At 60.8% G+C, this 12,936-nt stretch carries 14 protein-coding genes; 11 read left to right on the top strand and 3 right to left on the bottom strand.

Going from position 1 to position 12,936, the window contains the following annotated elements; all coding sequences use genetic code 11:
- Positions 1-9: 9 nt before the first annotated feature.
- Complete coding sequence (lptG, locus tag QFZ88_RS26060) at positions 10-1,095, bottom strand: LPS export ABC transporter permease LptG (RefSeq protein ID WP_024926185.1); 1,086 nt, start codon at positions 1,093-1,095, stop codon at positions 10-12.
- Positions 1,092-2,291 carry an LPS export ABC transporter permease LptF gene (gene lptF / locus QFZ88_RS26065; RefSeq protein WP_024926186.1) on the bottom strand — a complete coding sequence of 400 codons (1,200 nt, stop codon included), beginning with the start codon at positions 2,289-2,291 and terminating at the stop codon, positions 1,092-1,094. Before lptF ends, lptG begins: the two co-directional genes overlap by 4 nt.
- A 383-nt stretch (positions 2,292-2,674) precedes the next feature.
- Here lptF and QFZ88_RS26070 point away from each other — a divergent pair, with 383 nt between their 5' ends.
- The 6 genes from QFZ88_RS26070 to QFZ88_RS26095 all read left to right on the top strand — a co-directional run bounded on the left by QFZ88_RS26070 (position 2,675) and on the right by QFZ88_RS26095 (position 7,439).
- A complete protein-coding gene (locus QFZ88_RS26070; RefSeq protein ID WP_024926187.1) occupies positions 2,675-4,168 on the top strand; it encodes a leucyl aminopeptidase in 1,494 nt (497 codons plus the stop codon).
- 4 nt (positions 4,169-4,172) lie between these two features.
- On the top strand, positions 4,173-4,622 hold the full coding sequence (locus QFZ88_RS26075; RefSeq protein ID WP_024926188.1) for a DNA polymerase III subunit chi: 450 nt from the start codon (positions 4,173-4,175) through the stop codon (positions 4,620-4,622).
- A 67-nt stretch (positions 4,623-4,689) separates the two neighbouring features.
- Positions 4,690-5,307, top strand: a complete 618-nt coding sequence (locus QFZ88_RS26080) for a hypothetical protein (protein ID WP_024926189.1) — start codon at positions 4,690-4,692, stop codon at positions 5,305-5,307.
- Positions 5,308-5,324: 17 nt separating this feature from the next.
- Positions 5,325-6,179, top strand: a complete 855-nt coding sequence (locus tag QFZ88_RS26085; RefSeq protein ID WP_024926190.1) for a 23S rRNA (adenine(2030)-N(6))-methyltransferase RlmJ — start codon at positions 5,325-5,327, stop codon at positions 6,177-6,179.
- A 91-nt stretch (positions 6,180-6,270) separates the two neighbouring features.
- Positions 6,271-6,708 (top strand): hypothetical protein, encoded by a 438-nt coding sequence (locus tag QFZ88_RS26090; RefSeq protein ID WP_024926191.1) that lies wholly within the window; start codon positions 6,271-6,273, stop codon positions 6,706-6,708.
- A gap of 134 nt (positions 6,709-6,842) precedes the next feature.
- Positions 6,843-7,439: a glutathione S-transferase family protein gene (locus QFZ88_RS26095; RefSeq protein WP_024926192.1), complete on the top strand. Its 597-nt coding sequence runs from the start codon at positions 6,843-6,845 to the stop codon at positions 7,437-7,439.
- A gap of 126 nt (positions 7,440-7,565) precedes the next feature.
- On the opposite strand, the gene QFZ88_RS26100 is transcribed toward QFZ88_RS26095, so the two are convergent.
- Positions 7,566-8,228: an outer membrane protein gene (locus tag QFZ88_RS26100; RefSeq protein ID WP_024926193.1), complete on the bottom strand. Its 663-nt coding sequence runs from the start codon at positions 8,226-8,228 to the stop codon at positions 7,566-7,568.
- A 396-nt stretch (positions 8,229-8,624) separates the two neighbouring features.
- Between QFZ88_RS26100 and QFZ88_RS26105 the strand changes: the two genes are divergently transcribed.
- From QFZ88_RS26105 to QFZ88_RS26125, 5 genes are all read left to right on the top strand, one after another.
- A complete protein-coding gene (locus QFZ88_RS26105; RefSeq protein ID WP_024926194.1) occupies positions 8,625-9,392 on the top strand; it encodes an SDR family oxidoreductase in 768 nt (255 codons plus the stop codon).
- Entirely contained in the window at positions 9,389-11,437 is a 2,049-nt protein-coding gene (gene uvrC, locus QFZ88_RS26110; RefSeq protein ID WP_024926195.1) for an excinuclease ABC subunit UvrC, read from the top strand. Before QFZ88_RS26105 ends, uvrC begins: the two co-directional genes overlap by 4 nt.
- 103 nt (positions 11,438-11,540) lie before the next feature.
- Positions 11,541-12,128, top strand: coding sequence for a CDP-diacylglycerol--glycerol-3-phosphate 3-phosphatidyltransferase (gene pgsA / locus QFZ88_RS26115; RefSeq protein WP_024926196.1), 588 nt, complete (start codon positions 11,541-11,543; stop codon positions 12,126-12,128).
- A gap of 11 nt (positions 12,129-12,139) precedes the next feature.
- The gene (gene moaD / locus QFZ88_RS26120) at positions 12,140-12,391 is read left to right on the top strand and encodes a molybdopterin converting factor subunit 1 (RefSeq protein WP_024926197.1); all 252 of its coding nucleotides are present in this window, start codon (positions 12,140-12,142) and stop codon (positions 12,389-12,391) included.
- Between the two features lie 4 nt (positions 12,392-12,395).
- Positions 12,396-12,863: a molybdenum cofactor biosynthesis protein MoaE gene (locus QFZ88_RS26125; RefSeq protein ID WP_024926198.1), complete on the top strand. Its 468-nt coding sequence runs from the start codon at positions 12,396-12,398 to the stop codon at positions 12,861-12,863.
- Positions 12,864-12,936: the final 73 nt, after the last annotated feature.

Below are 12,936 nucleotides of genomic sequence, written 5' to 3' on the forward strand. Positions count from 1 at the left end.
CCCTCACCACTAGCCGTCTTCCCTGTAAAGCAGGAACGTTACCCCAAAGAACATCGCCACGACCACCGGAAACCATGCAGCTACGATGGTCGGGACGAATCCCGCCACTCCAAACGCTTTGACCAAAACAGATACGACATAAAGCAGAAACCCCGCAACGACGCCACCCAGAATCATCGTTGCCGATTGTCCCATTCGTGCAAATCTCATCGAGACGGTTGCCGCAATAAGCGTCATCGCAATCAGAAGGAAGGGCATCGCGACCAACGAATCGAATTGCATGGCGAACGCATTTGCCTTCAGACCGAAAGATCGAGCAACTTCAATCTTCTGCGGCAGATCGTAAAATGGGATTGTCTCCGGCCGAGCCAACCGCTCTTGAACGAATTCCGGCCTGAGGTCGGTCGGCAGCCGGTCGGAATCCCGCTTGCTGGCGTTGCCGTCTTTCAGGATGGTTACGTCTTGCAGATCCCAATAGCCGTCGCGGAGGAATACCTTTTTGGCGTCCTTGCGTTCGATGATGTTGCCCTGGGGATCGAGCAGGAAGAACGACGCGTCCGCCATCTCCAATCCCTGGTTCAGGATGGCGCGAGCACCGATGATTGTGTCGCCTGCCGATGTTTTCTGCCGGATCCACGGGGCTGCGCTTGCCGAGACATCGTTGGATGAACCCGATCGAAGATCGCTTTCGATCTGCTCGGATTGAGAAAATCCATAAGCAGCCAGCGGGTTGAGCACGCCTACCGCGACGGCTCCGAACATCAGTGCGCCGATGCAGCAGGGGAGCAGGAACTGCCAGGCGGAAATGCCGGCGGAACGCGCGATCACCAATTCATATTTGCGGTTGAGCGACACGAGCGTGGCCATCGCCGAGAACAGACCGACGAACGGTACGGTCTGCAGCATGATCATCGGCACGCGCAGCGCCGAGATCGCGAAGCCGAGTTGATATGAAAAACCGGGCAGGCCGGCAATTCGGCCGGTCAATTCGGTAAAATCGATCAGGAAAACGAGCGCGAATAGCCCGAGGAAAATCCAGATGGTGATCCCGAGGTAACGGAAGAAGAAATAACGACCGAGCGTCCAACCCATCACGCTCTCCCTTGTCGGGAAGCGACCCGATTGGCCCACCAAAGTCGCAGGCGCGGACCGAAGTCACCCATTCGGGAAAACATGTTCGTCAGCCAGTCAGCCCAGCTTACCGGTAGCTCCATGCGATGATTGGAATAGATCACCCAGCCGGCCACGACCGACGCGGCAAAAGGCACGGCCAGCACAACATAGTTGTAAAATGGATTGGTGCTCGCTTTGCCGGCGGCGAAGAAACCCAGCCAACGCACGAACAATGCAATGCAAACGGCAGTGATCAGTGGATGGATGCGCGCCTCGCGATGCGATCGGGCATCGCCGGCGACGGCAAGGGCGATCATCGCGAAGGCCAGCGTATAAGCCCATTCCGAGAACCGCAGCGCCAGTTCGGCCCGGTACGTGTCCGGCGATTGCTGGTAGATCTTGTCGTTCGGGTTCGGATTGAGCAGGTACTGAGTCGTCTGGTCTTTTGGATAAAGCGTGGTTTGTGCCGCAGTCGCGAAGGCCGACAGGTCGAAGGCGTAGGATGTGAAACGAATGACCGAAACGTCGCCGGCTGGTGCCTTACGATGGACGACGCCATCGTTCATCAGCAGCACCTTTTCCTTGCCCTTGTCGATTACCGCCCCGGTCTTGGCGTAATACACCAGATCAGTCCCGGGCTGGCGGGAGTCCGCGACGAAGATGCTGCCCAGCCCGCCATCGGCAAAACGTTCGCCGATCTGCACGAACAGCCCATCTTCGATTTTCCGGAAGGTGCCTTCCTGAATGATCAGCGACAGGAAATCAGCGCGGGCGCTGGCGATGAGTTCCCGGTTCTTTTGACGGGCATAGGGCTCGACGCCATTATCGACGATGAAGGAAAATACGCCTGCCGCCAGCGCCAGGATCAGGATCGGCTTGATGACGGTCATACGCGACGAGCCGGCGGCGCTGATGACCACCAGTTCCGAATCGGAATTCATCACGCTCAGCGTCTGCGCGACCGCCACGATGAGGGCAAAGGGGACCACGATCGGTATGATCGTGGGCAAAATGAGAGCGGCGACCTGAAAAAAGGTAGCAGCCGACTGTCCGTTATCCGTGACCAGATTGATGCGCGTGAGGACCTGGGTCGTCCAGACAATTGCCAGCGTCCACGCCAACGCCGCGAGAAAGAGCGAGAGCGCACGCCGGAATATGTAGAGCTCGGCGACCTTCATTCAGGGCAGTTCTTCTCGATTGATCTCGACGTGTGTCGCTGGTTTGAAGTTATCTTTCCGGTGACACCCACACAACCGGCCTGATTTGGTTCCGTTTCAAGTCATCGTATCCCGTGAGCCGAGTCTGGTCGGCAATGGATAAGAAAAGGCGAAGAGGCATGGTTAACGACAAGCTCAGCCAGACATTTGTGCAATGCACAGTCGAACGTCAAGTGTCCGGTGCGGTCAAATCGTCTCGTCGGCATTGATGGTCCCCGCAGCCAACAGCTGTTGACCTATGGGCTCTCTTCATTACGCCAACCTTGCGCTGGCCAGTCTTGCCAAACGTCCCAAAAGCGCGAAATGTCGCAACTCGCTTCGAACAGAAAATCACGCAGGATCTCATGGCCGCCAGATACTCCATCGCCTTTTCCAAATTTGCTGCCGTGAAAAAAGGTGCGGTCTTCGTCCTGTCGGCGGAGGACGCCGGAATTTCGGAAACCGGCAAAGCACACGATCCTGCCAACACGCTTGCGCGGGCGCTGCCAATTGCCGACTTCTCCGGTAAATTTGGCTCTGTCGCCGAGGTGCTGGCACCTGAAGGTGCAGAAATCGGTCGATTGGCAGTGATCGGCGTCGGCAAGATATCGGCGCTGGACGAATATGCCTGGATGAAGCTTGGCGGGCAGATAGCGGCCTCGCTGCGCAAGGCGGAAGAAGTGGCGATCATACTCGATCTGCCCGGCGTGGAAGTTGGCGCAGCCGAAGCGGCCGGCCTGGCTGCCGGCATTCTTCTGCGCGGCTACTCCTTTGACAAATACAAGACGAAGAAGGGGGACGACGCCAAGGACGATAGCAAGGCTCCGGTGAAGATCACCATCCAGCTCTCGCATCCGAGTGCCGCCAAGAAGGCGTTTGCGGAAATCGAAGCCGTCGTGGACGGCGTGTGCCTGGCGCGCGACCTGGTCAACGAGCCGGCCAATATTCTGGGGCCGGTGGAATTCGCTGACCGGGCCAAGGAGCTGGAAGCGCTCGGCGTCAAGGTCGAAATCCTGGCCGAGAAGGAGATGAAAAAGCTCGGTATGGGATCCTTGCTCGGCGTCGCGCAGGGGTCGCCACGTGGCGCACGCCTGGCTGTGCTGCAATGGAATGGCGGCAAAGCCAAGGACAAGCCGGTGGCATTTGTCGGCAAGGGCGTGACCTTCGATACGGGTGGCAACTCGATGAAGCCGGCCTCCGGAATGGAGGAGATGAAGGGCGACATGGGCGGTGCCGCTGCCGTGACCGGCCTTATGCATGCACTGGCCGCCCGCAAAGCCAAGGCCAATGTGGTCGGCATTCTCGGCCTGGTGGAAAACAGCGTGGATGGCCATGCCCAGCGGCCGGGCGATATCGTCACCTCGATGTCGGGCCAGACCATCGAAGTGCTCAACACCGACGCGGAAGGCCGTCTCGTTCTGGCCGACGCGCTCTGGTATTGCAATGATCGCTTTCATCCCAAGCTGATCGTCGACCTCGCGACACTCACCGGAGCGATCATGGTGGCGCTTGGCCAGCATCATGCCGGGCTCTTCGCCAATGATGATGAACTTGCCAACCGGTTGCTGCAGGCGGGCACGGTCACGCAGGAAAAGCTCTGGCGCATGCCGCTCGGTTCCGAATACGACAAGCTGCTGGACTCAAAAAATGCCGATATGAAGAACATCGGCGGACGCTATGGCGGCGCCATTACGGCCGCGCAGTTTCTCCAGCGTTTCATCAAGGAGACCCCTTGGGCTCATCTGGACATTGCCGGTACGGCCATGGGGGCACCCTCCAGCGAGATCAATCAGTCCTGGGGATCGGGGTTCGGCGTCAGGCTTCTCGACCGGTTCGTGCGCGATAACTACGAAGGCTGAGTTCTTGGCCGAGGTTCTCTTTTATCACCTGACGGAATCGACGCTGGAGGAGGCGCTGCCAGGCCTGCTGGAGCGAAGTGTCGACCGCGGCTGGCGCGTCGTCGTGCAAACAGGCAGCGAAGAGCGTCGCGACGCGTTGGATCAGCACCTGTGGACTTTCCGCGACGACGCCTTCCTTGCGCATGCGACGGACCATGAAGCCCATCCCGCGGAGCAGCCGATCTTGCTAACTACCGGAGGGGCAAATCCAAACGGCGCGCAAATCCGTTTCCTGGTCGATGGTGCCTTGCCGCCTGATCTGTCGGGTTATGACCGAGCGGTCTTCCTGTTTGACGGGCACGATGCAGGGCAGGTGGAAGCCGCTCGCATGCATTGGAAAGACATGAAGGCGGCTGAGCATACCGTGACTTACTGGCAGCAGACCGCCGACCGGCGCTGGGAGCGAAAGGCGTGACCCGTTGAGTGGGTGAGTGCCTGCCTAGGCGCTTCCAGCAGCTCACCAAACGCTCTAAGGACACTCCATGCGCGCGTTCTTTCTGTTGATCATCGCTGTCGGTATTGCTCTCGGCCTTATTTATCCGTGGGCGGTCCGGAATTTTTCCGGGGACGCGATCGGTACCTGGAGTGTCTATGAAAATGGCCGCTTCAAGCCGGTTTCGGTGCCCCTGAAAGCCGACAACGGACCGGTGCGGATGTTGGTCGACCTGACAACCAATGCCGATCGCATCAATGCTTTTGACCGCACTGTGTTGACCCTTACAGCTGCTGTCGGAGGTCGCACGGTGCTCGCCAAGACGTTGCATTTCAGCGGCAACCCGACGCCACGTGAGCAGAGCCCGCAACTCACGGACAAGATCTTTCGCGAAGAGGTCGGACCATTCGATGTCGAGAAGCCCGGTGTCTACGTGTTCACCATCGGACCAGGCGACGCCGACAATATCCAGATCAAATCGGTCAGTCTCAATCTGCGCGCCGGCGCTGCGGTTCCGGATGAGAGAGGCAGCCAGATCGGATTCGGCATGATCGGAGTTGGTATCGTTGGCTTGATGCTGGCGATCCGCCTGGGCGGTCCGCGACGACCCAACGACCCGGACATGCCACCCAAGCCGCGCTGGGGCAGGGCGGGAAGCTCCGCTTGAGGTCATGAACTGAAGCCATGAACTATCGCCACGTCTATCATGCCGGAAATTTCGCTGACGTCGTCAAGCATGTCGTGCTGACGCGCCTGATCGAATATCTGAAACGCAAGGACAAAGCCTTCCGTGTCATGGATACGCATGCAGGCATCGGGCTCTACGATCTCTCGTCGACGGAAGCGCAGAAGACCGGCGAGTGGCGGGACGGCATTGGACGGCTGGCCGGCATCGATGCCGGTGCGGAGGTGGCGGCGTCGCTCGCGCCGTATCTCGACGCGGTGCGTGCCTGCAATCCCCAGGCAGGCCTGCAGTTCTATCCCGGTTCGCCATTGATCGCGCGGCACCTTTTGCGCAAGCAGGATCGCCTGACGGCCATCGAATTGCACCCGCAAGACGCGGTTCGCCTGAAGAGCCGTTTCGAAGGCGATTTTCAAACGCGCATTATCGAACTGGACGGTTGGCTGGCACTCGGCGCGCATCTGCCGCCCAAGGAAAAACGGGGCCTGGTGCTGATTGACCCGCCTTTCGAGCAGGAGGGTGAGTTCGATCGTCTCTCGGACGGGGTAATCAAGGCCTACGGGCGCTGGCCGGGTGGCGTCTACGCGCTCTGGTATCCGATCAAGGATCGGCGCTCGATCGCGGATTTCCGCCAGCGTCTGGCAGAGTCCGGCATGGCCAGGGTGCTCGACGTCGTTTTCGAGGCCCGGCCGGATTCCAACGGCGAGAGGCTGGACGGCACCGGGCTTGTGGTGGTGAACCCGCCATTCACGCTGGAAGCGGAGTTGCGTTTGCTGCTGCCGGTCCTAACAGCGGCCATGGCGGAGCCGCGAGCGGCCGGCTGGCGGCTCGACTGGTTAGCGCGCGACGACGGCTAGATCGCCGATTTGATCGAAGTCGGTTCACTCCCAGCTTGACCGCCTCGCGGCAAATTCGCACAGTGCCGCCGATCATGAAGAGAGGCGTCCCATGACTCGCTCCATCAAACTTCTTCTCGCAAGCCTGATTGGTCTGAGTTCTGTCTCCGTCGGGGCGCCCGTGGCGCAAGCGGCGGATCTTTCGCATTACTCCGGCGATCCAGGCGTTTGCGGCGAGGCGTGGGTGCTCAATAAGATCACCAGCCGCTTCGCTTATCAGGTGCGCCACGTTCCGCATCTGCCCAATGTCCAGATCACCGATTTCCGCCGCATCAATGAGCGGCGCTATCTGCCGGCGGAAGAAGAGTGGCCGATCGGCCGTCGCTATTGCAACGCCAAGGTCGCGCTTTCCGACGGGCGCGAACGGACCATCTGGTATCTGATCGAAGAAGGGCAGGGCTTCGCGGGCATTGGCGACAATGTCGAATTCTGCGTTTCGGGCTTCGACCGCTGGATGGTCTATAACGGCGCCTGCCGCGTCCTTCGTTAGGCCGTCCGGCTTCTTGCGCTGGGTTGCAATCTTGATTGTCACCTGAACTGGTCTTGTTTATCCACGAGGCCTGTTCATCTTCCATGCCAGTAGGCGCCAGGCTGAAACAGCATGTGTGCCGCGACGAGGAAATCATGCCCAGTCTGCTCTATGCCTCAGCCTCGCCCTACAGCGCCAAGGTGCGCATGGCCGCGCTCTATGCCGGCATCGCCATCGACCTGAAACCGACCAAAACCGACGAGCAGCCCGCCGACCTTCTTGTCGCCAACCCGCTCGGCAAGATCCCGGTTCTGGTGCTGGATGATGGCAAGGCCGTCCATGACAGCCGCGTCATCACCCAATATCTCAACAGGTTGTCGAAAAACGCGCTGTTCCCGCGCAATGCCGAAAAGCGCACGGAGGCGGAAGCCTTGGAAGCGCTTGCTGACGGCATTTGCGATTCGGCCCTGTCGATGGTCTATGAGCGCCGTTTCCGGCCCGAAGACCAGATTTCGCAACCTTGGCTCGACAAGCAGTGGGCAAAGATCACGCGGGCGCTGGATCTGCTCAATGCAAATCCACCCAAGCTGCCGACGAAGATCACCGTCGGCCAGATGGCCCTTCGCGCAACGCTGGGTTATCTCGCGCTGCGTTTCGCCGGCAAATGGGAGAAGGGGCGTGGGAGGTTGGTGCGCTGGGCGTCGCGCTTCGACGAGAAGTTTCCCGAACTGAAGGGCTGCGTGCCGTCCTGATCCGAGACAGAGCGGCATCGCTCTGCCTGACTGAGGGCATTTGCTCCGCTCAATTCGCCTTTGGACACCAGATACAAAAAAGCCGGGCGAAACGCCCGGCTTTTTGCAGTTTCGATCGGAAGCCGATCAGAACTTCATACCGACACCGAACTGGATGCGGTTGTCGCTGTCCTTGACCTTGCCGATGTTGTCGAAGGTCTTGGAGCCGTAGTCGGTGTAGCGATACTCGACGCGACCGAAGACGTTGTCGGTCAGCTTGATGTCAGTGCCGACGCCGGCAGTCCAGCCGAGCATCGCCTTGCTGTCGCTGACACCGGCGAGCTGGTCGGTGACCTTCAGCTTCTCAGCCGCGCCACCTGCCGTACCGTAGAGCAGGATGTTCGGGCTGACCGAATAGCCGAGACGGGCGCGCAGCGAGCCTTCGAGACCCGACTTCGCCTTGAAGTCATTGCTGGAGCCCTTGGTGCCGTTGTAGCCGAGGTCGCCCTCGACGCCGTACACGAAGTTGTCCTGCTGCCAGTTGTAGCCGGCGAAAGCGCCGCCAACGAAGCCGTTCTTGTTGATGCGGGTGTCCTGGTCCTCAAGGCGGGTGCGGCCCGAGAAGCCGTAGCCGAGATTCACACCGGCATAGGCGCCGGCCCAGGAAGCGACGGGCAGTTCGGCGACAGGTGCCGGAGCCGGCGGCTCTTCCGAAACGACGTCCGCGGCGAAGGCGGGAACGGTGCCGACGAGAGCCAGCAACCCGAGTGCTGCAACGGCCGGCCGCGCGAATTTGTGGTTGATATGCATAGTTCTTACTCCATAAAGCCACAGACGCTGGCTTGTTCGTCGTGATACGTGATCCGCCGGGGGGATAAACGGATCAGGCGTTCAACGGTTCCGGAATTTGGTCGGCAAATGCGGCGGAAGCGAACCTGAAACTGGGTCATTCCCCGGCGCCAATGAGGCTGAACCGTGACGTTGCACTAGTGCAACAAAGTTGTCAGGAGCGTTGTGCCCAAGCACCGCTGTCCGGCTTGGTGCAAGGGGTTGCGGTCCCTATATTGGCCGTTCCATGAACTGCCCGGGTCCGAGTCGAGACCCCCAACGGGAGCGACTTGACACAATGCTGCCACATGAACGAACGGCATTTTACCTTTTTTGCCGGCTGTATCGGGCGCAAGCCGCTTACAGCAAGGAGGCCCGATGACAACCGCGGCCATTGGAACGGCTCTCGTCACCGGCGGAGCGAAGCGGATCGGCAGGGCGATCGTCGAAGACCTGGCTGCGAACGGATTCGCTGTCGCCATTCATTGCAACCGCTCGCGCGCGGACGCGGAAACCCTCGCTGCCGATATCGTTGCCAGTGGCGGTCGCGCCGCTGTCGTTTCAGCCGACTTGACCGATATGGATGCGGTGGGCGGTCTGATCGATGCGGCAGCCGAAAAGCTCGGACCGGTCGACCTTCTGGTCAACAATGCATCTCTATTCGAAGAAGACACGATCGAGAATTTCGACTGGGCAGGTTGGGACAGGCATTTTGCCGTCCACGTAAAGGCGCCCGCGCTTCTTGCGCAGCGATTCGCCAGTGCTTTGCCGGCGGGTCGCGAAGGGTTGGTCGTCAACGTGATCGACCAGCGTGTCTGGCGGCCAACGCCGCGCTATTTTTCCTACGCGCTATCGAAGTCAGCATTGTGGGCGGCCACCCAGACATTGGCGCAGGCCCTCGCGCCGCGCATCCGCGTCAACGCGATTGGGCCGGGGCCGACGCTGAAGGGCGCGCGTCAGAACGACCGTGATTTCCAGACGCAGCTCGATGGGGTGTTGTTGAAGCGTGGCCCGACGCTTGGCGAATTTGGCGCGACGATACGATATCTGTGGGGTGTGCGCTCGGTGACCGGGCAGATGATCGCATTGGATGGCGGCCAGCATCTGGCCTGGCAGACACCTGATGTGGCAGGCGTGGTGGAATGAGTTCCGGCAAACAAAAAAACGGACATGCGGCGGGCGAGGACCTGCCCGACGTCGATCTGGACGATGAAGACAGCGGCGAACTGGAGGTAACGCCGTCCGGTCCCGAGCTTGCATTCACGACAGTCGACTGGACGCAGCATGCCGGCGACACCGAAGGCATGGTGGGTGCCGAGGTCATCCAGACGCTCGTAAAGCGCCTGCCAAACGCGCCGGGCGTCTACCGGATGATGAACACCGCCGGCGACGTGCTCTATGTCGGCAAGGCGCGCAGCCTGAAGAAGCGCGTCACCCAATATGCGCAAGGCCGCTTTCACACCAACCGCATCGGCCGGATGGTGCGCGAGACGGCGACGATGGAATTCGTCGTCACCCGCACCGAAATCGAAGCGCTGTTGTTGGAAGCCAATCTTATCAAGAGATTGCGGCCGCGCTTTAACGTCCTTTTGCGCGACGACAAATCGTTTCCGTATATCTTGCTCACCGGCGACCATGCATCGCCCGGCATCTACAAGCATCGCGGCGCGCGCTCGCGCAAGGGCGACTATTTCGGCCCGTTCGCCTCGGCGCAGGCGGTGGGGCGCACCATCAATTCGCTGCAGCGAGCTTTTTTGCTCAGGAGCTGCACCGATTCTTTCTACGAGAACCGCACGCGGCCCTGCCTGCTCTATCAGATCAAGCGCTGCGCCGGGCCGTGCACCGGCGAGATATCGCAAACCGGTTATGCCGAGCTGGTCGATGAGGCGAAGGGTTTCCTGTCCGGTCGCAGCCAGAAGGTGAAGACCGAGATTTCCGCCGCCATGCAGGTGGCCGCCGAAAATCTCGATTTCGAGCATGCCGCGATCTACCGCGATAGGCTGGCGGCGCTGGCCCATGTGCAGAGCCATCAAGGCATCAATCCGCAATCGGTGGAAGAAGCCGACGTCTTCGCCATCCATCAGGAGGGCGGTCAGGTCTGCATCCAGGTTTTCTTCTTCCGCACCGGCCAGAACTGGGGCAACCGCGCCTATTTCCCAAAGGCCGATCCTGCCATGGAAGCCGCCGAAGTGCTGGGCTCTTTCCTCGCCCAGTTCTATGACGACAAGCCGACGCCGCGCACGGTGCTGCTTTCGCATGCTGTGGACGAGCAGGAATTGCTCGCCGAGGCACTTTCCACCCGCGCCGGCCGCAAGGTGTCGATCTCAGTGCCGCAACGCGGCGAGAAGAAGGATCTGACCGACCACGCCTTGCAGAATGCGCGCGAGGCGCTGGGCCGTCGCCTCGCCGAAACCTCGACGCAGGCAAGGCTACTGGCCGGTTTCGCCGAGACGTTCGGGCTCGAGAAGCCACCCGTGCGCATCGAGGTCTACGACAACTCGCACATCATGGGCACCAACGCCGTCGGCGCCATGGTCGTCGCCGGTCCGGAAGGTTTTGTCAAAAACCAGTATCGCAAGTTCAACATCCGCTCGACCGAGATCACCCCCGGCGACGATTTCGGCATGATGCGCGAGGTGATGGAGCGCCGCTTCTCGCGCCTGATCAAGGAACATGGCGACGAGCCGGCGGGCGAAGGGGATGCCGAGCCGGACGACATCGTCTCCGCCAGTTTCCCGGCCTGGCCGGATGTAATCCTGATCGACGGTGGCCAAGGCCAGATGTCGGCCGTGCGCAAGATTCTCGCCGATCTCGGCATACAGGATCGTGTCGTGGCCATCGGCGTTGCCAAGGGCCAGGACCGCGAGGCCGGCCGCGAACGGTTTTTTGCCGAGGGCAAGCCATCCTTCACGCTGCCGGTGCGCGATCCCGTGCTCTATTTCATCCAGCGCCTGCGCGACGAGGCGCACCGTTTCGCCATCGGCTCGCATCGCGCCCGCCGCAAGAAGGAGATGGTGAAGAGCCCGCTCGACGAGATCGCCGGCATCGGCCCTGGCCGCAAGCGCGCGCTGCTGCTGCATTTCGGTACTGCCAAGGCGGTCAGCCGCGCCGCAATCGAGGACCTGATGACCGTCGACGGTATCTCGGAACAGGTCGCACGACTTGTTTACAATCATTTTCACGAGAATTGACTGGCCCAGCGCGCTTTTGCGCTGGCCATACGATTTTCGGCGGTTGACCCCTGATATCGGCTTCTGATTTGAGTACGCAGGCAAAAAGGAAAACCTGGGCCGCATGGCAAGACGCGCATTCAACCTCCCGAATATGCTCACTTATGCCCGCATCGTCGCGGTGCCGATGGTCGTGGTGTGCTTTTTCCTCGAAGGCCATCTGAAATCGAGCGATTTCGCCCGTTGGCTGGCTCTGGCGATCTTCCTTGCCGCCTCCATCACCGATTATTTCGACGGCTATCTGGCGCGCGCCTGGCAACAGACTTCCAACATCGGCAAGATGCTGGACCCGATTGCCGACAAACTTCTGGTCTCGACCTGTCTGCTTCTGCTCGCCGCCGACGATGAGGGCATCGCCGGCTGGTCGCTTTGGGCAGCGATCATCATCCTGTGCCGCGAGATTCTCGTCTCGGGCCTGCGCGAATATCTGGCCGCGCTGAAGGTTTCCGTGCCGGTCACGCAGCTCGCCAAGTGGAAGACGGCGATCCAGATGGTGGCGATCGCCTTCCTTTTGGCCGGGCCTGCCGGCGACAAGATTTTCCCCTTCACCACCCAGACCGGGCTGGTGCTGCTCTGGATCGCGGCCGTGGTGACGCTCTATACTGGCTACGATTATTTCCGCGCCGGCTTGAAGCATATCGTCGACGAATAGCGGGAAGGGCGATGAAGCTCATCTATTTCGCCTGGGTGCGCGAGCGCATCGGCAAGTCCGAGGAAGACGTCGATCTGCCGGGCGACGTGACGACGGTGGCCGAACTGCTGACCTGGCTGAAATCGCGCGGCGAGGAATATGAAAACGCCTTGCGGCATCCGCGCTCCATCCGCGTCGCCATCAATCAGGAACATGTCGAGCACAGCGAGAGAATCGCGGGGGCACGAGAGATCGCGCTGTTCCCGCCGATGACCGGGGGGTGAGGCCGTGGCCGATCCCGTCCAACCGAAAATCAAAATCCAGGCGCAGGACTTCGATATCGCCGCCGAGATCGGGGAACTGACCGCGGGGCGTGCTGACATTGGCGCGGTCGTCACTTTTTCGGGCCTCTGCCGCGATGAGGCTGGCGCGCTGGTTGCCCTGGAACTCGAGCACTATCCTGGCATGGCGGAAGCCGAGATCGGCCGCATCGCGGTCGAGGCCATCGGCCGGTGGCCACTGCAGGGGCTCACCGTCATTCATCGCCACGGCAGGATCCGGCCGGGTGAGAACATCGTCCTGGTGGTGACGGCGTCGGCGCATCGGCTGGCTGCCTTCGAGGCCGCCAATTTCCTGATGGACTATTTGAAATCGCGCGCGCCCTTCTGGAAGAAGGAACATCGCGCTGACGGCTCCGACGGCGGCTGGGTCGAAGCCAAGGACAGTGACGAGGCGGCGGCTGCGCGCTGGCGTTGACTGACTGCTGGGCGCTCGGTTGCCTGGATCAATCGACCAAGGGCGGCGATCAGGGCTGGGCAATGGAAAAATG

The sequence above is a fragment of the Mesorhizobium sp. YL-MeA3-2017 genome, assembly GCF_030814575.1.
GTDB classification, from domain to species: Bacteria; Pseudomonadota; Alphaproteobacteria; order Rhizobiales; family Rhizobiaceae; genus Mesorhizobium; species Mesorhizobium terrae.